Below are 24,265 nucleotides of genomic sequence, written 5' to 3' on the forward strand. Positions count from 1 at the left end.
TAATTGTTAATGATTACACATTACTCTTTTATTATCACATGTATACACAGACGAACCTATTTTATTTTCATTCGATGAATATTCAGGGAGAAGTATGTGTAAAAATATTATTTTTGGAGGGAAAAACATGTCCATAGTTATAGAGAATCTACACCAATTTTTAATAATCAATCCTTATATTGAAGGAAAACGGAAGCTCAGAATCCTTTCCGGATATGCTTCTCCCACCTTTGTTCATCACATATTATATGCATTGGAAAATATAGAAATTGAACTTATTATTGGTATGATAAAATATGATCCCATCACAATTTGGGAGCATAATGAATATATAAAAATGGCTGATAGTACAAAACGTTTAGAAGTGAAATATTATATGGGGGATACACCAATACATTCTAAGGTATTGTATTGGGAAGCAAATGGTATTCTTGATGAACCCTTAGCTTTTATAGGATCTGCAAATTTTACTAGGAATGGGTTTGTAAATTATCAGGAGACTATGGCCTCGGTTGAACCAGCAGAAGCTTTGACTGCCTTTCCTATTGAAAACCTGTTGAGTTTTAAAACTTCTTCTATTGAGGAATTAATAAACTTTACCTATCAAGTTAGACATACTACAAGTATTGATACATCAGCAGTTGCACAAGTTGTAAGAAACACGAAGCCATGTGTAGATTTACTGTTAACTACAGTAGATAACCCCCGTAAAATACATACTACTGGAGGATTGAATTGGGGACAGAGGCCTGGTAGGGAACGTAATCAAGCTTATATTCCTGTATCAAAGAAGTTACATAATGCTAATCCAGGTTTCTTCCCAAAAAATAAAGAAGAATTTACCCTGTTAACCGATGACGGAGAAAACTTTGTTTGTGTGATGGCCCAAGAAAATAATAAAGCAATAGAGACTTGTCATGATAATAGTATTTTAGGTAAGTATTTTAGAAATAGATTAGGCGTGCCTTTAGGAGAGTTTGTAACTATAAAACACCTGGATGATTATGGGAGGAATTACGTTACAGTATATAAAATAAATGATGAGACATATTTTATGGATTTTAGCTAAAAATCAGGAGGTTAAGTAATGTTAAAACAAGTGAAAAGTAGGGTTAATAAGCTTGCAAGAGTTCTAAGAGACGAAATTGACGAAGAAGGAATCAATCAAATTATTGATACAGCCGAACAAATAAATGAGAAAATCGGCTTAGTATCTGACGGAAATGGGCAGGGTCTGTTGTTTGGACAAGTGCAGAGTGGCAAAACAAATAATATGTTAATGACAATAGCTAAAGCTTCTGATAATGGCCATCGTTTATTTGTAGTTTTAACTTCTGATAACTTGTGGCTATATGAACAAACATTAGAACGTGTTCAAGAATCGCTTCCTGGTTTATTAACATTAGGAAAAGATTCATGGAATGTGGATTCTATGACTAGCAGAGTAGAGACTGCCTTAAAACATACTGGGGTTGTACTAGTTGCAACTAAAAATAGTAGGATACTACCAAAAATGAAGGAATTTATTGAACAGCACATCTCTAATAATCTAAGAGCAATAATTTTCGATGACGAGGCAGACCAAGCTAGTTTAAATACTTTAGCAAATAGTGATAAAGATGAATTAAGCAGAATAAATGGAGACATAGTTGATATAAGAAATTATTTTGAAAGACATGTTTTCATACAAGTGACCGCAACACCACAGGCTTTATTTTTACAAGGAGCTAATACGACATTTAGACCAGATTTCACTATAATTTTCAAGCCCGGTAAAGGCTATGTGGGGGGGGGAATCGTTTTTTGAGGAGAACTCCCACACAATGAGATTATTTCAAGATACAGAAATAGAATCCCTAATGAATGGAGAAAACTACGAAAATATACACAATGGGTTAGCGATCCCGACTGGATTAAGACAAGCCTTATGTACGTTCTTTATTGGAGCAGCATTAAAAATCTATGAAGGTGAAGGAACAAACTATACTTTTTTATGTCACGTTAGTCATAAACAAGATGACCATAAACGGCTAGAAACAATAATCAATGGATTTATTACAAAACTTACTTTAGCTCTTCATGAAGATGATATGCCCGAGAGGGAAATTGTATATGGTTATCTACATGAAGCGTATCTAGATCTGAGTCAAACAAATGAAAATCTACCTTCATTTATAGAGATAGTTGAGGAAGTAGCTGAAAACATTACAAGTACACAATCACAACTACTTATTTCTGGGAGTCATTTTAGACGACCAAACTATAAATCTCCGTTTAACATTTTAATTGGTGGAAATAAGCTAGGACGGGGAGTAACTATAAAAAGGTTGCTAGTAACATATTATGGCCGCACAAGCCAGGCACCGAAATTAGATACAATATTACAACATGCAAGGATGTATGGTTATCGTAAAAGTGATCTTGGAGTATCAAGATTCTTTACAACCAATACAATATGGGATGTATTTAAGGAAGTATATTCTTCGGAGAAACGATTAAGAGATGTCATAGAAAAATCAAACCCAGATGATTTACAAGCTCTTGTCCTCTCGAGAACCAGTCAATCGATACTACGCCCAACAAGATCTAATGTCCTTTATGTTGACTCAATTCTTTTCTATATGCCAGGAAAAAGATATTTTCCTAGATATCCTATGGAGAGTCATGTTGAAATTCTAGATGATGTCCTTAAACCGTATGAGAACAAAAAAGATTTGACGTTAGTTAAAATTCAAGACCTAATAGAGATTCTAAATCTAACAAAATCAGAAAAGACTGAAGGAGGAAGCTGGGATGACGAGGCAATTATAGCTTGTTTAAAAAACATGAAAGAAATGTATAATAATCAAGGCTACATTGCTGTCCGTACTGGTAGGGATATCACGAAAGGATCCAGATCAATGCTTTCTCCAGATGATAACTCATTATTTAATGGAGCTGGTCCTACCTTAACCATTTATAAATATAATGGTAAGGAGGAGAATGGTTGGAATAACAAGCCTTTGTGGGTCCCTAATTTAAGATTCCCCGATGGTAAAACGTATTTCATGTTTTCTACAGTGGATATAACATCGGAGAACTAATTTTTGCGGTTTTAAATGGAGTTAACATTTTAAAAAAATTTTTAAAAATTATTTGGTAATATGTTACAATTAATCGTTATTTAAATTAAATGACTTTCTTGTTGGGCTTCATGTATGTTAACCTTAGCTAGGATATTTTAAATTCAAAATCTAACTCATACTGCTGAATCCATCCCCTTTTGTAAAAGTTGTGCAATTGGATTAAGTAGTTCGAAATAGCTGCATATGTTCGGTTCATGAGTTATACTGTATATACAAATAATGAACGAACAAGAGGTGTTCAACATGAAATTTATTAAAGGAGAATTGTTCTGCGGTCCTGGTGGATTATCTTTAGGAGCTAAAATGGCAAAATTCACTACAGGTAGTGGTGAGGTATTTGAAGTTGTTCATGGGTGGGCTAACGATAATCATCCATCAACATGTGAAACATTTCGAAGTAATATTTTGTCTGAAAGTGATGATCCCGATAGTGTAATTTGTCAAGATGTAAGGGAATTAGATATTGAGTCCTTACCAAAGATAAACGCATTTGCTTTTGGATTTCCTTGTAATGACTTTAGTACTGTAGGGGAATCTCGGGGTTTGGAAGGTAAATATGGTCCGCTTTATTCATATGGCGTTAAGGTATTACGATATCACCAACCAGATTGGTTTATTGCTGAAAATGTAAGTGGATTGCAGAGTTCCAATGATGGTAGTGCTTTTCTTCAAATTCTTAGCGAATTATCTGAGACAGGATATGTACTTACTCCACATCTGTATAAGTTTGAGGAATATGGAGTTCCACAGGCAAGACATAGGGTTATTATTGTAGGAATACGCAAGGATTTAGATGTGACTTTTAGAGTCCCGGCACCAACCACCCCAAGTAAAGAGGAATGGAAAAGTTCTAAGGAAACTTTGGAAAACCCTCCGATTCCATTAGATGCTAAAAACAATGAAAGAACTACACATAAAGAGAAAGTTGTTAGGATGTTAAAATATATTAAGCCTGGAAAAAATGCATGGAGTGAGGATATACCTGAAGATTTACGTTTGAACGTTAAAGGGGCTAGACTTTCTAACATATATAAGCGTTTAAATCCAGAACTACCAGCATATACTGTCACTGGATCAGGTGGTGGTGGTACACATATGTATCACTACTCAGAACCGAGGGCTTTAACAAACAGGGAACGTGCAAGATTGCAAACTTTTCCTGATTGGTTTGTATTTGAAGGAAAAAAAGAGGATGCAAGAAGACAGATTGGTATGGCAGTGCCCCCTGAAGGGGCTAAAGTCATCGTCGAAGCTATTTTAAAAAGTTTTGCTGGTATAGATTATTCTTGGATTGAACCGAAATGGAAAGATTTGTTGAGTATAGAAAAAGCACGTGATAAGAAGAAAAGAACTGCAAAAATAGTTGAAACCGAAAACGGTCAATTAATGTTTAATAAAATGAATTAGTTACCTTAATAAAACTCTTCCTAATAGGAGGAGTTTTATTTTTAAAGATTAAAGGAAAAATGGTGTTAACTTTCTGACTAAATCGATTATTAACCCCTAGTTTTCACGGCGAAAGACTCATACTCGGAAGTAAGAGTTAACTTTATCTATATACAAGGAAATAATTTTTTAGATTTAGATGTTTCGAAACTTTATTGGTGTAAAATAGTATTGCAAATGTTAGATTCATATTCTATTTTTTATAAAAAACGCAGAGATTTATATAGCAGCAAAAACTGCCTCAGTTCTTTTTCCTAAATGCTTATACAAATATTAAGGTATCATCCTCTTAATATCTACAGTTGTTGGCAACATATCAGACAGTCTTATACTTCAATGTAAAAAATACATTGAAAAAGCTGATCGGCCTTTATAACTAGTTGTATTATATGCCAGATAAAAATGAGATTCTACATATATTACAATTATAAATAATTAGTATTTTTCAGGAAGTGATAGTATGACTAAGATAGAAGATACAGAGATTTCAATTCCAAGTGCAGCTCCACTAATAGGGTCACTGCGATCAATTGGATATGATTTAGAGACAGCAATTGCTGATATTGTAGATAACAGCATTGATGCAGGGTGCAAAAATATTGATATTACAATGAATTGGGATGAAGATGGAAGCTTTATCCGTATAGTAGATGATGGGTTAGGAATGGACAGGGAAACATTAACTGCAGCTATGAAATTAGGATCTAAAAATCCTGAATCGATTCGCAACAAGAGTGAGCTTGGGCGCTTCGGGATGGGATTAAAAACAGCTTCTTTTTCACTCGGAAAAAGGTTGACTGTCTTAACCAAAAAAAACCAAGCAACCAATATAAGATGCTGGGATTTAGATTATATTGCAAAAGAGAATAAATGGGAGATATTTTTGTTCCCTCGGGATGAAGTATCTATTGGAAGATTAGGGGATATAGAGACGGAGTCAGGTACCGTTGTTTTGATTGAACAATTAGACAGAGTAGTGAAGGAGCCCTTTTCAACGGCCAAACAAAAAAGTTTCTTCAATAAGATTGGCAAAGTAAGAAGTCATTTAGGGATGATTTTTCATCGTTATTTGAGCAGGATTGATAAAAAGATTTACATATCTTTAAATGGAAATTTAGTTGAGGGGTGGGATCCATTTTTCAATAAATCTTTTGCCACTCTAATCAGACCTGTGGATCAATATATGATCTATAACAGCCCTGTAAGTGTACGTATTTCTATCTTGCCCCACTTTTCCAAATTAACAGAACAGGAGTATGAGCAGGCAGGCGGGCCAAAAGGCTGGAGCGCTCAGCAAGGATTTTATATTTATCGCAACAAACGCATGCTGATCAGCGGCGGCTGGCTGGGTTTATTCAACCGAGAAGATAGCGCCAATTTAGCCCGTATCGAGATCGATATACAAAATGATGCTGATTTTGAATGGAATATTGATATCAAGAAGTCTAAAGCAACGCCGCCGTCCGAGATGAAAGCTATATTGGAGAAAATTGGTGCAGAAGCACGTAGATTATCACATGAAGTTTATTACCGCCGTACCGTGACAGGTGTTGGAGGAAGATCAAAATTACAGCTTTATCAAGATGAATATTTATGGGAGCAAGTATCCAAAAACTCAGGTATTCACTTCCGGATTAACAAGAAACATACTCTTCTGAGAGAGATTAGAAAAGAACTTGATGACGTACTTAACAATAAATTAGACTACTATTTTTTACTACTTGAAGAATATAGCCCTGGCAACTTGTACGCCTATCCTACAAAAGCGGAAGAAAAGTATATCGAGCTTGATAAGGAACAGCAGCAAAATGTGCTTCAAATTACACAGTTGCTTAAAGATACTACAGAAAATAATCAAGACATAATAATCCAGCATATTTTGTCTTTTGAAACGTTTAGCAGAATTGATCCTAAAGAGTTAAAGAAATTTATTGTAGAAAACTGGTAAGGAGGGCTACAAATGATTGACGTACTAAAGGATATAGTGTTACGAATGATCGAAAAGCCATTAAATGACGGAGTACAACCAAATATAGTTGTGCCGCCAGCTGTTGAACAAGCGATTGCTCTTCCGATGTTTGTATCATTAACTGAGGCAGATAAACAGCGTGCTATCGATGAGTTAATTACAAGTTTAAAACCAAGTGCTCAAAGTGGAGCTTTATTAGCAAACAAAGATGATGTGAACCATAAAGCTTGGTACAAAGAAAAGAAGGAACACATTGAATTTAATTATTGGAATCGGTACCGAAAATACTTGTTACAAAAGAAAAATTGGGCTTTGGATGTTGTAAATAAGCTGGATGATTCTACTGATACGATTTTAGAGCTTTTAGAAGATCCTATGGAAAAAGGTCGCTCTTTTGACCGCCGCGGATTGGCTTTTGGTTACGTACAATCAGGGAAAACTGCCCATTTTACAGGACTAATTAACAAAGCTTTTGATGCTGGATATAAATTAATTATAGTTTTAGCAGGTATGCATAATGATTTGCGTACCCAAACACAAATGCGCTTAGATGCTGAAGTACTGGGTTATGAAAATAGTGTTAAGCATACCTCGCAAAACAAAGAAAATCGTATTGGTGTAGGTACACTGCCAGGCCACTACATCTTAGAAGTTGATTCACCCACTGACCGTACTGAACAGGGTGATTTTCAATCTAAAAGAGCCCTAACATTCAATAAACAGATTATGGTTGTAAAGAAAAATAAAACTGTGTTAGAGAAATTATTGAAAGCCTGTCAGAGGAGTCCACAGGCATTATATGTATCAGAGGAAGACAGTGAAGGGAAAAAGGGATATAAGATTATACACGATGTACCAATTCTCATTATTGATGATGAAGCAGATCAAGCTTCAATTGATACATCAAATATATATGATGAAAATGGTGAAATTCTAGAAGAGTATGATCCTAAAGCTATTAATAGCTATATCCGTCAAATCTATAAAACGTTCAGTCAGCGTGCTTATTTGGGGTATACTGCCACACCGTTTGCGAATGTATTGATTAATCAAGATGCTGCAACAGAAATGCATGGACAGGATTTATTTCCTCAAGATTTTATAGTTAACTTGCCAAAAGCATTTAACTATGTGGGACCTGCAGAATACTTTTTGAAAACAGACGGGGATACGGGCAAATTGCCCTTTGTTAGAGAGATTAATTATGATGAAGATTTTGCACCTTATCCGCATAAAAAAACATTTGAACCTGTTAAAATTCCGGACACACTCAAAAAAGCAATGTATTCTTTTATTTTAGCGATTGCACTTCGCCGTCATCGCGGGCAGGAAAAAAAGCATAACTCTATGCTGATACATGTTACTCGATTTAAAGACGTTCAGGAGAAAATCAAAGTACTAGTTAGCGCTATGCGAAAGGAGATTTTAGAAGACGTCGAAAATGGTGAAGGACGAGGCGAGCATTATAAAGGAATTAAAAAGCAATTTGAAGATGAGTATAATGCACAAAAATTAAATGCGATTCAAAAAATGTTTCCGGACCAATTCGATGATTACTTTACTGCGGAATGGTCCGAAATTAATCCTTTAATTTTAGGTGCTATCAAATCTATTTCGGTCATGAGTATTAATGGAAATAGTGCGGATGTTTTGGAGTACGCTGATTACGAAGACAAAGGGTTAAATGTCATCGCTATTGGCGGCGATAAACTTTCAAGAGGGTTAACTCTTGAAGGACTGACAGTAAGTTATTATTTAAGGGCTAGTAAAATGTATGACACACTTATGCAAATGGGCAGATGGTTTGGATTCCGCCAAAACTTTTTAGATGTGTGCCGTTTATATACTACGAAAGACCTTGTCGGCTGGTTCCAGTACGTAGCAGAAGCGACAGATGATCTAAGGGCCCAGCTTGATTATATGGCTGAAATTAAAGCAGAACCGAAAGAGTTTTTATTGCGCGTGCGTTCCCACCCGAACTTGCTGATCACAAGTCAGAATAAAATGCGCTCAGCAAAACAAATGAAGGTAAATTACAGCAATGAGTTGATTCAAACGACAGTGTTTCCAATTGATGATAAGCAATTCTATAAACAGAACTATTCAGCTGCGCGTGCATTAATTGAACAAATTGACGAACAGTATGAAATGAATCCGCAAATAGATATGCGAATTGCACAACAAAACTCTAGCCACTATTTCTGGACGGGTGTCGAAGCTCAGCCAATAATTAATTTCTTAGAGAAGTATCAGACTGTTGCAAGTGCAACAAGGGCAGACAGTAAGTATATCGGGAAGTATGTAAGAAGCTTAAGTGAAGTAAGGGAACTTACAAATTGGACGGTTGTATTAATTAATACAGGCGGTGAGGAAGAGGTATTTACAAGGAGTATTGCTCTTCAAAGAGGCATTAAACGGACAGGAATAGAAGATAAAATTAATAATCATTTAACATCTCTTAAAACTCTTATTTCAGGAGAACATGTGTTATTCGATTTCTCTAAGGAAATGGCTGAAAAAGCACAGGAGATTAAAGATAGAGACAAGGCTGAAAAGAAAGCAAAAGGGACAACAGCATTAAAGATCCGGGCTTTACGCAAACCAACGGATGCACTCCTTATCCTATATCCTTTTAATAATGAAATTGAAGGTGTCAGCAAATTAGTCGGTGATCTCACTTATGCTAATGAAAGTAAGCCATTCGCCTTTGCGATTGTAACACCTGAAACCTCATCTGAAGAAGCTGAAGTTGACTATGTAATTAACGAGTCAATTGTAATTGAAAAAGATGTAGGTGCAGAGTATGTTTGAATTAAAGAAGATTTTTGACCATCTAGCTTCTCTGGAAAGAGAGCTAGATGAAGCATATTTAATTCAGGAAGTGCTTGATTTGGGTGTAACCAGTGTACTTGCAGGTTTAGACGCAGATTATAAGCGATGCGTTATTATCCCTATCAAATTACCAATAGAACGTACGGAGTATGACCGCTTTCCCAAATGGAACGGATTATCGATTGTACAGGAAAAACATGTGAATACTCTCGCGAATGGAGAGAAAAGATGGTTTTTAATATTCAAAGAAAATAACAAGTTTGCGAATATTAATGATGAGATCATAATTCATATTTTTGAAGACATTTGCAAATCAGTCCAAACCGAAACGGTGCTTCCGCGTATTTTTGATAAAATTAAAATTGTGTTAAGGAAATGGGAAGATTTCTTTCATAAAATAGAAGGAAACCCAATTTCCAAGCAAATAATACAAGGATTGTTTGGCGAACTGCTTTTTTTGAAGCACCTTTTAATCGAAATGGAAGAAAGTCAGCAAATTCAAATTTTAAACGGCTGGTATGGAACCGATTATGCTAAAAAAGATTTTCAATATAAACAAAAATTCATTGAAATTAAAACGTCAACTCAGCAAAAGCCATATTCTATACGTGTATCGAGTGATACACAATTGGAAAAGCCGGATGATTATCAATTATATCTATGCTGCTTCATGCTGGAGGTAGATATACAGCTAGGAAAAACAATTAAAATGCTTATTGAAGAAATTGAAAGCCTTCTTTTAGATGATGTAAAAACATTGTTTAAGCAAAAACTTATGAATATAGGCATAATTGTGGAACTGCTGGACAACAGCTTACTAGATTTCTTTATAGTACGTGATACATTGGTTTATGAAATTACAGAACAATTTCCAATAATCAAATCAAGTGAACTGCCAAGTGCAGTATTTAAAGTTGAATACTCCTTAGCATTGGATCATTGCGTGGATTTCAAGCTGGGAATAGATCGATTACTGGGAAAAATTGAGGTAGGATAATATGAATTTGCAAGAGTTTGTAATTGAATTTAAAGACTTGCACAGCGACGGACAGAATCAAGAAGAAAAGTTCATTAATGCTTTTTGCGAATATTTAGAAGCAAATGAACTATTTACTGATTTTAAATTAAGTTACCGATCCCAATTAGGCATTCAAGCTAATGCTTATGCTTATGACAGAGATCACAATAAATTAATTTTCATTGTTGCAGATTACGAAAATTTTAATTATGGAACATCAGTTTCTAAAACGGTCATTCAGAAACTGTATAAGCGTGCGTTAAAATATATAAAAAAAGCAAGAACAGATTTAGTTAATGTGATTGAAGAAATAGCAGGTGACTATCCTTTAGCACAATTAATTTATGAATTAGATTATGAACAGACAGAGATCGAAGTGTTAATTCTTTCTAATCGCATTTACAAAAGCAATGCTTCTGTAGAGATCGAAGAGGTTGAAGGGAAAGAGATTGTTTATCAGATTTGGGATATAGAGCGTTTATTTCAATTAGTAAATGAATCACAAGGTGTCGAAGCCATTGAAATTGATTTAACACAGTTGTCTCATAAAAGCTTTTCTATGCTTCGAGTAGATGAAAGCAGCAATGATTTTGATTGTTTTGTCGGGTACATATCTGGGGATACCTTAGCTACTTTATATGAACAATGGGGACAAAGATTAATTGAACGAAATGTGCGCTCTTTTTTACAGTCTAGAGGTAAGGTGAACAAAGGGATTAAAAATACACTGCGTGCCGAAAAAGAAATGTTTGTCGCATATAATAATGGAATTTCAACAGTAGCCGAAGAAGTTGAAGCAGAGGTTTCAGCGGATGGCCGTCTTTATACGATCAATAAAATAAAAGGATTGCAAGTTGTGAATGGCGGGCAAACTACAGCATCTCTGTATTATACAAAGAAAGACGATAAAGTTGATTTAAGAAATGTATATATACAGATAAAATTAACAGTCATTAAATCACGTGAAAAGATGAACATGATGACTTCCAAAATTTCAGAGTATGCAAATACACAAAATAAAATTTCAGATTCAGATTTAAAAGCAAACCATGAGGCGCTCATCAACCTAGAAAACTTATCTCGTACTACGTGGGTTCCTTCAGTATCTAATCTGAAGTCCAATAATCGATGGTTTTTTGAACGTGCGCGTGGCCAGTATTTAGTGGATTTAAGCAGGGAAACAACTCCTGCAAGGAAAAATGAATTCAAAAAAGTAAATCCTAAATCGCAATTGCTCAGCAAAACAGATGTGGCGAAATTCTACATGTCATGGATACAGTATCCTCATAAAGTAAGTGATGGAGGTGAATCCAACTTTAAAGCTTTTATGGAGCTTATCGAGCAGTCAGTAGTAGATATAGATACAGCTTTTTATAAGCAATTGATCGCAATGGCAATTTTATTTAAAAAATGCGATGATTTAGTGAAAGAAGCAAAGTATCCTGGTTATAAAATAAATATTGTCACATATACCCTTGCCGCGCTTTCTTATGGAAAAGGAAATCAAATTGATCTAATGGATATTTGGAATCAGCAATCAGTTCCTGAAAAATGGATTTATGAGCTTGCTAGACTTCTCCCTATTACGTGGGAACATATTAATAATCCGCCAGTCACTGGGTCGAATATTACTTCCTGGTGTAAAAAGGAAGAGTGTTGGATAAATTATCAAGAGAAATTAAAAAAACATAATAAGCAAAGTTAAGATCAATCATAAACAGAGATATCTACATTGGTAACTAAGCATCCTTTAAGCTGCATCGTGGATAGAAAACTAACAGCTAAGTTATATCTTAAGTAGCGCAAGAACTGTTTAATTAGGGTTTTACAAAAACAAATGAAGGTTACTGAAACCGCGATGTTGAAAGTTGGCAATGAACAGGTACACCATTTCTATTTTAGTTAACCTATTTTCAACAAAACAATCTAGTAAGCCAATTAGAACCTCAAGCATGGTAGATGTTGTCTAACATGCTTGAGGTCCATTTAATTGGCTCTGTTTTTATTTGGATATATTATAAGAATTTTCTGGAACACTATAATCCATATAATATGTTTCATTATCTATTTTGTATACTCTCACAAATAGTTTTCCGTATTTTTCTAAATCTTCAAGCTCGACCTTAACTCCATGTTTCAATCCTAATCTATCTCTAAAGTATCGACCTAGTATACTGTTATTCCTAGTTGTTTCAATAGCTTTTCTGCCTTCCTGGGCCATAACACACACAAAACTATCTCCATCATCTGTTAACATCGTATATTCTTGTTCCTTTGAAGGGAAAAAATCTGGATTGTCCTTGTTAAATTGGGTAGGAACTTTAATATATGCCTGATTAGGTTCCCTGCCTAGTCTTTGCCCCCAGTTCAACCCAGCTATTTGTTGAACACTATTAGTCCTTTCGTTGTAAAGCGGCAAATCAACATAGGGTAACATTGTAAATTGTTTTTTTAAGAAAACTGCTCCCGTAAACTCTTTATTAGGTGCTTTTAGGGTTCTGATTGTGGCTCTTACAGTATGTAATTTGATCTTTCGGTCTATATTCTCTGTACATTCAATCAAAGGACCAACATTAAAGACTTCTTCAGGGGAGGCGTAGTTGGTTTGAACCATCAATTCATTTTGATCCCTAAAACCATTCCATGAAAAATTTGCTGAACCGACAAAAGTAGCGCCTGAACTAAAATGTGTTTCATCTTTCCAATAATATATTTTAGAATGATTACCTGGGATACTATCGAGGTAATAAACTTTTACTCTATTGGTTTCACTTGTTAGTCTGATGTATTCTTGGTGGTCCCAAAAGTTTATGCCGTCTTTTTTTGCCATACCAATTATAAGTTCAATTTGAATTTCTGGTAACTTCCCTAAAATATGATGTAGGAACGAAGAAGAAGCGTACCCAGTAATAATTTGTAACTTCCTCAATCCTATATTATAATAGGGTCTTTCAAAAATTGCTTCAAATAGTTTGCTTGTTAAAAACATTTTAAACCTCCTCCAAATTTATTCACTTGAGAATTCCATTTAAAGGTATGAAAATTTTTTGAAATTTATAAAAAAATTTATAATCATTTGTTTCCCTATCAACTAAAAATCAAACTAATATAGATAAAATTTTCATTTGTTTTGTTCTTTTGCATTACATATTTCTCTAATTATTTTTTGGATGGTTAAATCTAATTCTTTTTTAACTTCATGCTCCCATATTCTTAGAATATGCCAGCCTTGTTCCATATAATAGGAAGTTACTTCTTCATCTCTCTTTTTATTTCTAGATAATTTATTCTCCCAATAATCCAAGTTGCTTTTAGGCATGTTTCCGTGAATGGGGCAACAATGCCAGAAACAAGAATCAATAAAAATCACTATTTTATATTTTTTTATAGCTATATCTGGTTTTCCAAATAATGTTTTAACATTTCTTCTATACCTAATACCATTTCTCCAAAGTTCCTTAGCTACGATCTCTTCTAATTTAGAAATGGACTTAATAGCCTGCATATTTTTTCTTCTTTGGGAAACTGTATGGTTATCTGTCATGAACTAATCTCCCTTTCAAATTCAATTTTTATTTTATAGTTCCCAATTTATAAAAAAAATCAAACAAAAATTAAAATACAAAACGACTTGTATTATAGAATAGTATCCAGGGGTACTGTATTAAGATCAAGATACTTGTCAAAAGACCGAAAGCAGATATATTAATTTATCAATTATTTAACCCGAATTTTAAAAATAAAATATTCAAGGTGGAATCTTTTATGAAAAAGGTAAGAAGTTGGGAAAAGGTTGATAACCTTAAAAATTTAATTGGCAGAAAACAAGTAGATTGGTCAATTTTTGAGTATGGCTCCCATATTCCGTCTGAATTCCATGAGGATTTTGCAGATGCAAATGGTGAGTACTTAAAAAATGGAAATAAGAAAAATGTTGAATTAATCATAGATGATAAATCATATCTAGCAAATCTTGTGAATAATAAACGGGATGAATCCAAGGATGCGTTACAGCTCCGATATGACTCAAATAAAGAACTAAAGGAACTGATGAAACATCAATTTAAATCTTCCTTTAAATATATTTCTGAACATAAAATAGAAAAGTCCAAAAAGCCAGTAATCACACCATCAGAAGCAGCTGAGTTTATTGATTTTTATAAAACTGATAGGCCATATGTATATCAAGTTAAAATAATAAATAAAAAACAGGAAACAAAATTTTGGTGGGTAAATCAAGGAAAAGCATACAATGAGCAAAAAATGGGAGGGTATTTATGGGCACCGCAAAAGTCAAAACAAAATCGAGCAATATCCTATCATACTGATTTATTGAAAGCGGAGGAAGGTGACCTAGTATTCTGTTACTCTCTCCAAGAAGTAAGATCAATTGGTATTGTTCAAAAAAATGCAGAGGCAGGAGATCAGCCCTCTGAAATGGTCAGCCATGGATGGAAGAGAGACGGAATAATTTTAGAGATGAAGTATTTTGATTTAGAATCGCCATTTACTAAAGAAGATATTCCATTGGAATGGCGTATAAAAGAAGAAAATGGACCTTTCGACCGTAATGGAGATCTTAAGCAAGGCTATTTTTATTCCGTTTCTAAAGAACTTTTAAATAGGTTATTTGAGCGGTTTTCTGGGAAATTTCCTGAAGAGATTAGAAATAAACTTATTAGCTATTCATTAAATAATCCCATCATATTAACGAAAGAAGAGGATAGAGCTTATATGAAAATCTCCTCCAAAGACCTAATTAACCACATCCATTCTTACATTACAGCAAAAGGTTTTTACTACACTTTAGAAGAAGTAACGAACTTATTTTTATCTCTGAAAACAAAGCCATTTGTTATCCTTTCCGGTATTTCTGGTACAGGGAAGACGAAGATTGTTCAGTGGTTTGCGGAGAGTGTGGGGGCTACTGAGGATAATGGGCAATTTACATTGATACCGATTCGTCCGGATTGGAATGATGGGTCGGATTTGCTTGGGTATGTGGATATTAAAGGAGACTTTAAGCCAGGTCCGTTTACGACTGTGATTGAAAAAGCGGAACAGAATCCGGATGATCCTTATTTTGTATTGTTGGATGAGATGAATTTAGCACGGGTGGAGCATTATTTTAGCGATGTGTTGAGCGTGATGGAGAGCCGTAAGTGGGAGGATGGGAAGATGGTTACGTCTACTCTTCTTTCTGCTGAAATGGCGAAGCGGGATATTAAGCTGCCTGTGAACCTTTATGTTATTGGGACGGTCAATATGGATGAAACGACACATCCTTTTAGTAAAAAGGTGCTCGACCGGGCAAATACGATTGAGTTCAACCGGGTGGAATTATCGAATCTTGCTTTTCTGGAAGAGCAGGCAGAAGTGGAACCAAAATTGGTTCAGGATCATATGTTCCGGTCCAAATATTTGCACTTGAAGGATCTTTATTTGGGGAATCAGGAACTTGTTAGAAAGGTGACCGCTGAATTGGAAGATATTAATAAATCCTTGAAGCTAACCAATGCCCATATCGGTTATCGGGTTCGGGATGAGATATGTTTTTATCTTGCTTATAACGAAGACAGTGAATTGATGAGTTTTGAGATGTCATTTGATCATTGTATTTTACAAAAGATCCTGCCGCGTATTTCAGGCAGTGATACCCGGGTAGAAAGGCTATTAGAGGGTTTATATCGTTTGTTTACTACAAAAGAATATATCGATGATGAGGAAAGTAATGAAATCAGTATACGTACGGCGAGATATCCGAAAAGTACCGCTAAAGTAGTAGAGATGCTTAGGAGGTTACGAGATGATGGCTTCACATCCTTCTGGATCTCCTGATGATGTCAACTTGGTCAAAATAGAGGCAGAGGCATTTTCATTGGTGATTAAGGGAAAGCCGTATCATTACCGGTACGAGGGGTTAAAGCAGTATCGAAAGATGGATTATCATGATGTCATGCAATTTTCTGTTTCAGGAGAAGACGTTCAAAGTGTTGAAGTTTATGATATCGAAACAGGAAAGTTAGCTGATTCCCTGCAGGTGCGGCCGATTTTCTTTGAAAATGGGACATATCAAGTGCTTATCATTTCAAAACAAAATCAAGATCTGGACTTTTACCATGAACATCCTTTATTACGCCAGGCAATATCTCGCATGGAATTGAGTGGTATGTCTCTATTAACAGGGAATCTCCAATTTCAAAATGAGGTAGGATATACGACTTTTGAAGTTCGTTCGGGTGCACAAACGTTAGTGGAAGTAACGCTTGAAATCTTTCCAGTTAAATTGGATTATCAAAAAGATTATCGACAGCTGCTTGAGGAAGTGAATGATGAGATTTACAACTTGGCTTTTCACTTTATCCGGAAAACGTATTTAGGGGCAAACATCAAGCTTGAAGGAAAGCCAAGCAGGGCTGAATTCTATCGTTTGATGACGAAGCATTTTAAGCAGTTTATTCAGGCTGTAAATCGAATCGAGAGGCAGCCACATCATATATTAGAAACATCATATGTAAAAGCGCGCGGCGATCAGCTCAGCAAGTCTGATTCTTATACACGGAAGTATTTGCAAAAACGGAGTCAGTCTTTTATGGAAGTGGAGAATGGAATTAGGATAAATGGGAAAACAGTGATGCCGCGTGAAGGGGTTAAGCCTAAAAAAGAACTGCGTTACGATACGATGGAAAATCGTTATGTGAAATGGATGATGGACAGGCTGATTCATAAGTTTGATGATTTGTTGAGCGCTTTAATGAATAAGAATAAGCGCTGGAAGGAAGAACCTGATGCGGAACTTCTGTTACGGCTGAATCAAATGAAACAGCAGCTTGAGTCAAGGAAGAACAATGTCTTTTGGCGCTCGATTGGCAGACTTGATCGATCGGTAATGAGTTTGGTCCTGCAAATGGCACCAGGTTATCGTGATGCCTTTCAAATTTATTTAACTGTCTCAAAAGGACTTATGCTGCAAGGAAAGCTATATCAAATGTCTGTTAAGGATGTCGCTACGTTATATGAATACTGGACTTTTTTAAAGCTAGGACAAATTTTAAGCAGTAAATATACCCTGTTGAGTCAGGATATTGTCAGTGTAAACCGAGATGGGCTGTTTGTGAATTTAGAGGCGAACCGAACTGCTAAACGAGTCTTTGAGCACCCAGTAACTAAGGAAAAGATTGAACTAATCTATCAAAAGTATGAGAAAGATTTACCGACCATTCCTCAAAAGCCTGACTCGATGTTGACTATTGAGAAAAAAGGCAAGAATCACCGCTATAATTATGTATTTGATGCCAAATACCGAATTGATTATGCGCAACCTGAAAGCTATTATCAATCCCGTTATAAAACGCCGGGCCCGGTGGAGGATGATATTAATACGATGCACCGCTATAGGGATTCACTCGTTTCGATGAGTAATGGCCCATATGAGCGAACAGCCTTTGGAGCGTATGTGTTATTTCCTTGGTCAGATGAGCAAAGTTATGAAGACCATCATTTTTATAAAAGTATAGATCAAGTTAATATTGGTGGGTTGCCGTTTTTGCCAAACGCTACCCATATGGTCGAGCGATTCCTAGAGTGCCTCATTGAAAAAAGTTCTGAGGAAATACAGCGTGAAGGGATATTACCTAGGGGAACGAAAGAGGAATGGGAATCTACATTAGAAGAAAAAGTACTTGTCGGAACGGTTTCGAATGAAGCAATTTATCGAGACTTTATTCAGCAGGGCTACTATCAGCTTCCAATTAATAGCCTAAAAAAGGGCTGGCAAGAAGCAAAATATGTAGCACTTTATACGACTTCAGAACTTGGGGAGAACGGTGTTAGAGAGTATGGAGAAATCAAGCGAATCACTACTGAAGAAGATACTGTCCGTTTCTTTGTGGACGTTTGGAAGAATACTAAGCAGATTATCCGTCCTGTAAAATACGGCATAGCAACGTATATGATGACAACTCTTTCTTTACTAAACGAGGCGAAAGAGCTGCCTGAGCTGTACATGAAAAACAAACAGGAAACCACACTTTGGAGGATACTGAGAAGGATTTCTGATCAGATAGAGATTAACTTGGATAACAAGGTTTTAGATGAAGCCTTAGGAGTAGGGACTTTCTCGTTTAAAGGAATCGAAATCCATTTGGACAAAGAGAAACAAATCTTATGCATCAGGAATGATAGTGAGGAACGAGTATTGGGTACAGATTTACTAATACATCAGCCTTCCAAAGTATTTAGAGAAGTTCTTAGTTTGCTTTGAACCACTATACAGTTGTAAAGCTACTGCAAAAATCAGCACATTGTGAAGGAGCCTAACCCATTTGATTTGTGGAGAGGGCTTCTTTTATTTATAAATGAGGATATTAATATATAAAAATTCTCACTTATTTAACTGATGAGATGGCAGGTAAATACTTTCGAAGAAGAAGGATCTTAACAATCTATTTTAAAGAAATATAAGGTGAAATTGAAAGTATATTGTCCTTATCGTTTTTGAAGATATGGTAAAATCAAATGGTATTTCACATAAGACTAGATTAAAAAATGAATAGGTACCATGTTTGAAAAGTAAGGCCACAGGAGGGATAAATATGAATAATCATTCTTTATTTGAGTTCGTTGGTCAATTTTCTAGTGAGTTATTCGAGCTTGTTTGCCGTATTGAAAATCAGCTGTTGGATCAACCGCTTGCATCATTGATACAGGCTCGTTTATATACAGAACAGTTGGTTAAGATTATTAGCAAAGAAGAGGGTTTTGAGGATATCTATCCGCTCAAGCACTCAGAACGAATACATAAATTATATCGCCAGAATGCGGTTGAAGAAGATATTTATTTGAAATTAGAATGGATCAGAAAGAAAGGAAATAAAGCGGCACATGATATAAAAGAAGTGAACATTACTGATGTGCTTCAGGTTCACAAATTTCTATTTGAGATCAGTGTTTGGTATATGCAAGTATACATAAGCTATGATTTTGAAGAACCTATTTACAAGCTGCCTATTAAGACGGCTCAAGAAACTACTAATCCATTAGAAGCGAAGGATTTAGATGTCTTAATCAAACCATATGTAGATCAGACTATGCAAAAGATGGATGAGATGTGGTTGGAGGTTCAACGTCAGTTGGAAGCTATAAAAGAGGAAAAGAAACGGGTGCAAACTGAGGCAGCTATAACTGAAGCCGTCAGCCCGCAGCAATTGGAAATAGCTGCAACCGAAGAAAAAGAAATTCTGGCATCCTCTCAAGAAAATCAACAAGTATTGGGAGTAAAGCAAATCGAATTAAATGAAGAAGATAAAATGACAATAAGTGAAGAAATGGCGATATTATATAGGGTTTTTAAAAGAAATAATTTTAATTTTAAAAAGGCAACCAGTAAGGCTACAGAATTTAAAAGTATAAAAAATGGAGAAGTATTATACTTACTTACTAATAAAGAAATAAGTATTGTATTGGATCCAAATACTGTCGAAAATAATTTGAATTTTAAAAGTAATGGTAAATACCATAGTACTGCCTTAAAACAATTTCCTAAGAAATTAAATAAAGGACAAACTCCAATAAATTATGGGTATTCTTTTAAATTTAAAACAGAAGAAGAATTAGATGCCTTTTTAAAGAGTTTAAATGATAGTTTAATATAGGAGTCTTTCATGGTTACTTAGAAAGAGTGCCCCGGAATTTTTAATGGCAGCCTTCTTTTATAAACAGAGTTAGATAAGAAGATTAATGTCAATGAGCCAGTCGTGCCAGACCTATATCATCAAAAGAAAGACATCCCCCCACCAAAGGATGTCTCTTCTCTTTTTATAAACTAATAACACTCATCATCCCCTCATGCGTAGCTTCCTCAATCGTCCGCGGACCAAGGCAATCCCCAATCTGTTTAACAATGGGCGCATGGCCTTTCATTTCTTCGAATAGTTCTGTGTTGGGAATGCGGCCAAGGGAGAGGACGATGGAGTCCCAGTTGGTTAGTTCTTGTTTTTGTTGGGTGAATAGGTTCCGGATGATGACGTGATCTTCTTTGATTGCCCCGATGTCGTAATGGGGTAGGAGTGTGACGTTTAGGTTGTATAGTTTTTTTAGGTATTCGTTCCTGAGATATTGGTGGACGGTTTCGCCGATGTGCAGTCGTGATGATATGAGTGTGACTTGGTGGCCTTTTTCGGCTAGGTAGATGGCTGCTTCCATGCCGGGCCAGTCTCCGCCAAAGTCGAATACGAGTACGTTGTCCCCGACTTTTTTAGTTGAGCTGAAGAGGTCATCACTCATGATGATCCGTGGGTCATCGATTCCTTCGATGGCTGGTGTATAGGGCCGTGAGCCGGTTGCACAGATGATGGCGTCCGGATTCGCTTCGGATATTTCCTGGGCGGTTGCTTTTTTGCCTAATTGCACATTTATATTGCTTCTCATTAGTTTCCGGGAATAGTTATCGAGCATCGATTCTGCGAGTTCATGCCTCATGGGTGCTTTGCGCATGGTGCGAAGCAGGCCGCCGATTGATTTGCTTTGATCGATCAGTGTAACGGAATGACCGAGGTAGTCCGCAGTTATGGCTGCCTGTAATCCGCCAGGTCCTGCGCCGATCACGAGAACATTCTGTTTGTTTCTTGTTTTCTCTAATTCTGGCAAGATCCATGCTTCTTTACCTGTTGTCGGGTTTTGGACACAGCCAATCGGCAGTCCTTTATGATAGTGACCGATACAGGCTTGTAAACAGCCGATGCATGCATCGATTGCCTGCAGGTCGCCATCTTTTGCTTTGTTGGGCATGTCTGGGTCGACGATTAAGGCCCTGGTCATTCCGACGACATCGGCTTTTCCGGTTGATACGATCTGCTCAGCTTCAACGGGGTCGACGATTCGATTGCCGACAAAGACCGGTACGGCTCCTGCCATCCTGATTTTGAATCCATGTGGAGATAGGTATGCATGCTTGATCGGTGATGGCGGCACGATATGTGTTGATCCCTCGAAGGTGCTTGAATCTCCGGCAGTGACATTGATGAAATCCAAACGGACTTTTTCCGCGAGATATTCGACGATTTGCACAGAATCCTTCATCGTGGTCCCGTCCATCGTCAGTTCATCAGAACTCATGCGAATGCCGACGGTAAAGTCTTCCCCGACTCTTTCCCATACTTTCTCCAAGATTTCCACGATGAATCGCATCCGATTTTCAAAAGACCCGCCATAGTGATCGTTGCGTTTATTTGTATGCTGTGACCAAAACTGGGCAGGAAGATATCCGTGTGAACAGCAAATTTCGACTCCATCAAGTCCGCCTTCCTTTGCCAGCTGTGCTGAATGGGCGAACCCTTCAATCACTCCTTCAATATCTTCCAAGCTCATTGGTTTTGGCATCACTCCGAAGCGCAGGCTGGGAACGGCCGATGGCGCCCATGCTGCATTTCGATAGTCGCTTGATACGACTTCCCGTCCGCCATGGAATAGCTGCGAGAAAACCTTCGTTCCATACTTATGGAGCGTTTCGGAAAGCTCTTTGTAGGCATCGACGATTCTCTGGTCATATCCTGCAATCGTTTTGGACGTAAGCATCCCGGATGGATGTACGGATGCCGCTTCAAGGATGATCAATCCTACGCCCCCTTTAGCACGGGCTTCATGATAGGCGACCATATCCGAGGTGGGGATTCCGTCAGTGACATGATTTGTTTGATGTGCTGTACTTAAGATCCGGTTTTTTAATTCAGTAGAACCGATCGTTAATTGGGTAAACAGATTCTTGAATTGAGCCATATACATGACCACTCCCTAATGTTAGATAGAATGAGAGTATAGAGGGCAACCGCCTCTACCTATCCCTATACAGGTTCAATATGCAATAACCATGCCGTTTGGGGGAATGTGGTTTCATAATCGTTTTTTTACTTGGATAAAGAGGGTATGGCTCATGAGTATCGTATTTTATAGATAGATAACTGAACCTTTTTTGAAAAGTGGTGATTCATAAAAGGTTCAATTCTGAATTTGTTGATATATAGACATTCGTCGCTTATGAAAATGAAACTTATTTCTTTTCGTATCAAAAAGTGTAACAAAATCGGTTCGTAATTAAAATATGGGGTGATGTGATGGAAGTAAAAAAGGAATCACTAATTGTATTTTCCGATATTTCTATTTTGGATGTGAAAGCATTATTGAAAATTAATTCTTCGCCTTTTATTGTCATGAAAAATCACTTGGAGATCCTCGGCATATTGGAGGAAGGTTTCTTTTTGAAGAGATTGGATAGCGATGGTCAAAATCAGGAAATCACGGCTTATCTTAATTCATCGTTTGTCGTCGTTGATGATCTAGATAAGCTAAGTGAAGAGGAGATAAGCACCTATGATTTTGTAATTCAACATGGCGATAATCAATATAGCTGCCATCCGAGCTCTGAAGTTAGGGAAATGCTGCTTAAAAAGAAGATGAGGAGCTTAATCAGTCTAAATGAATCACTGCAGAAAGAGCTGGAGGTGACAAGAAAGAAGGTAAAGGAGCTTACGCAAATCCTGGATTCCAGCTATGATGAAATTTTCGTGACAGATGCGAACGGAAACACGTTATTCGTGAGTGAGGCGTGCAAGAAGCTTACAGGGCTGCCGCCGGAGGCCTTTATTAATAAGAACATAAATGAGTTGGTTGAAAAGGGACTGATCGTCAATTCGGTTACATTAAAAACGATGAAAACGAAAGCGATCCATTCGGCGGAGCAAACCTATCCGCATGGAGTGACTGTATTCTGCACAGCAAAGCCGATTTTTGATGAGGAGGGGAACTTATATAGAATTGTTTCGAATTCCAGGGACATCACGGAATTGGTTGAGATGAAAAGTCAATTGAACAGGGTGAACCTTAGGAACCAGCGGACCCAGCATGAAAATTCGAGAACCGTTTCATTCAATAACTTCATTACAAATTCGGATAAGATGATAAAGGTTTTGGAATTAGCTGAAAAAGTCGCCCCGATGGATTCCTCGATCTTCATCCATGGAGAAACAGGAGTCGGAAAAGGGGTTTTAGCAAGGGTCATTCATGATCTCAGCAGCAGAAAGGATAAGAATTTCATTCAAGTGAATTGCGGCGCGATTCCATCGGCTTTAATTGAGTCCGAGCTGTTTGGCTACGAAAGCGGTGCATTTACGGGAGCTAATAAGCATGGGAAAAAGGGGCTTGTTGAGAGTGCTGATGGAGGCACGTTGTTTCTTGATGAAATCGGGGAAATGCCGCTCGACATTCAAGTGAAAATCCTCCATCTGGTCCAGGACAGAACATTCATGAAGGTGGGTGGAACGAAGGAGAAAAAGGTGAATATTCGCATCATCTCCGCCACGAATAAAGACTTGAAGCAAATGATCAAGAATAATCAGTTCCGCGAAGATCTATATTACCGGCTGCATGTCGTTCCAATGGAAATACCGCAGCTGCGTGAGCGGAAAGAAGATATCTTATTATTAACCGATTATTTTCTGAAGAAATTCAATGAAAAATACGGTCAATCCATCACGATCGATGATCATTCCAAGTTAATTCTGCAGCTGCAGGATTACCCGGGTAATGTTCGGGAGTTGGAAAATGTAATTGAACAAATCGTCGTCACGGCTAGAAAGCCTATCGTAACGATAGAGGATTTGCCATCCGATTTAACCTACAAAGATACGGCGCTGGTCAATTTAACAGGAATCATTCCCTTGAAAAAAGCATTAGAGGAAACGGAAAAGCAATTATTGTCACAGGCCCTTTCCACCTATAAATCAACCAGAAAAATGGCCAAGGCCCTGGGGGTCAGCCAAACGACGATCATGCGCAAACTGGGCAAATACCAATTTAGCTATCAGGACGATTAATAATAAA

15 protein-coding genes are annotated in these 24,265 nt (G+C 36.8%); 12 read left to right on the forward strand and 3 right to left on the reverse strand.

The features are described 5' to 3' along the window. Nucleotides 1-127 precede the first annotated feature (127 nt). From AC3WLU_RS01795 to AC3WLU_RS01830, 8 genes are all read left to right on the forward strand, one after another. Nucleotides 128-1,069 (forward strand): restriction endonuclease PLD domain-containing protein, encoded by a 942-nt coding sequence (locus AC3WLU_RS01795; protein ID WP_492596691.1) that lies wholly within the window; start codon nt 128-130, stop codon nt 1,067-1,069. Nucleotides 1,070-1,087: 18 nt separating this feature from the next. Next, nucleotides 1,088-1,807, forward strand: coding sequence for a DEAD/DEAH box helicase family protein (locus AC3WLU_RS01800; protein ID WP_492596692.1), 720 nt, complete (start codon nt 1,088-1,090; stop codon nt 1,805-1,807). A gap of 16 nt (nt 1,808-1,823) precedes the next feature. Beyond that, nucleotides 1,824-3,083, forward strand: a complete 1,260-nt coding sequence (locus AC3WLU_RS01805) for a Z1 domain-containing protein (protein ID WP_492596693.1) — start codon at nt 1,824-1,826, stop codon at nt 3,081-3,083. Between the two features lie 285 nt (nt 3,084-3,368). Further along, complete coding sequence (locus AC3WLU_RS01810) at nt 3,369-4,532, forward strand: DNA cytosine methyltransferase (protein WP_492596694.1); 1,164 nt, start codon at nt 3,369-3,371, stop codon at nt 4,530-4,532. A 499-nt stretch (nt 4,533-5,031) separates the two neighbouring features. Next, nucleotides 5,032-6,519 carry an ATP-binding protein gene (locus tag AC3WLU_RS01815; RefSeq protein ID WP_492596695.1) on the forward strand — a complete coding sequence of 496 codons (1,488 nt, stop codon included), beginning with the start codon at nt 5,032-5,034 and terminating at the stop codon, nt 6,517-6,519. A gap of 12 nt (nt 6,520-6,531) precedes the next feature. Beyond that, complete coding sequence (locus tag AC3WLU_RS01820; RefSeq protein ID WP_492596696.1) at nt 6,532-9,351, forward strand: Z1 domain-containing protein; 2,820 nt, start codon at nt 6,532-6,534, stop codon at nt 9,349-9,351. After that, nucleotides 9,344-10,369, forward strand: a complete 1,026-nt coding sequence (locus tag AC3WLU_RS01825; RefSeq protein WP_492596697.1) for a PD-(D/E)XK motif protein — start codon at nt 9,344-9,346, stop codon at nt 10,367-10,369. Before AC3WLU_RS01820 ends, AC3WLU_RS01825 begins: the two co-directional genes overlap by 8 nt. A gap of 1 nt (nt 10,370) precedes the next feature. Beyond that, the gene (locus AC3WLU_RS01830) at nt 10,371-12,095 is read left to right on the forward strand and encodes an AIPR family protein (protein ID WP_492596698.1); all 1,725 of its coding nucleotides are present in this window, start codon (nt 10,371-10,373) and stop codon (nt 12,093-12,095) included. Between the two features lie 297 nt (nt 12,096-12,392). Here the strand turns inward: AC3WLU_RS01830 and AC3WLU_RS01835 are convergent, their stop codons facing one another. Together AC3WLU_RS01835 and AC3WLU_RS01840 are read right to left on the reverse strand one after the other, a co-directional pair. Next, entirely contained in the window at nt 12,393-13,379 is a 987-nt protein-coding gene (locus tag AC3WLU_RS01835) for a restriction endonuclease PLD domain-containing protein (protein ID WP_492596699.1), read from the reverse strand. Nucleotides 13,380-13,511: 132 nt separating this feature from the next. Then, entirely contained in the window at nt 13,512-13,934 is a 423-nt protein-coding gene (locus AC3WLU_RS01840) for a very short patch repair endonuclease (protein WP_492596700.1), read from the reverse strand. Nucleotides 13,935-14,155: 221 nt separating this feature from the next. Here AC3WLU_RS01840 and AC3WLU_RS01845 point away from each other — a divergent pair, with 221 nt between their 5' ends. The 3 genes from AC3WLU_RS01845 (at nt 14,156) to AC3WLU_RS01855 (ending at nt 20,043) form a co-directional block, all read left to right on the forward strand. After that, nucleotides 14,156-16,228 carry an McrB family protein gene (locus AC3WLU_RS01845; RefSeq protein WP_492596701.1) on the forward strand — a complete coding sequence of 691 codons (2,073 nt, stop codon included), beginning with the start codon at nt 14,156-14,158 and terminating at the stop codon, nt 16,226-16,228. Next, entirely contained in the window at nt 16,200-18,653 is a 2,454-nt protein-coding gene (locus AC3WLU_RS01850) for a DUF2357 domain-containing protein (RefSeq protein WP_492596810.1), read from the forward strand. Before AC3WLU_RS01845 ends, AC3WLU_RS01850 begins: the two co-directional genes overlap by 29 nt. A gap of 331 nt (nt 18,654-18,984) precedes the next feature. Continuing rightward, nucleotides 18,985-20,043 (forward strand): hypothetical protein, encoded by a 1,059-nt coding sequence (locus tag AC3WLU_RS01855; RefSeq protein ID WP_492596702.1) that lies wholly within the window; start codon nt 18,985-18,987, stop codon nt 20,041-20,043. A 163-nt stretch (nt 20,044-20,206) separates the two neighbouring features. On the opposite strand, the gene AC3WLU_RS01860 is transcribed toward AC3WLU_RS01855, so the two are convergent. Further along, nucleotides 20,207-22,165, reverse strand: coding sequence for an oxidoreductase (locus AC3WLU_RS01860; protein WP_492596703.1), 1,959 nt, complete (start codon nt 22,163-22,165; stop codon nt 20,207-20,209). Nucleotides 22,166-22,500: 335 nt separating this feature from the next. On the opposite strand from AC3WLU_RS01860, the gene AC3WLU_RS01865 reads away from it, so the two are divergent. After that, nucleotides 22,501-24,258, forward strand: a complete 1,758-nt coding sequence (locus tag AC3WLU_RS01865) for a sigma-54 interaction domain-containing protein (RefSeq protein WP_492596704.1) — start codon at nt 22,501-22,503, stop codon at nt 24,256-24,258. The last annotated feature ends 7 nt before the right edge of the window (nt 24,259-24,265 follow it).

It is taken from the genome of Peribacillus sp. FW305-BF15 (genome assembly GCF_058783805.1).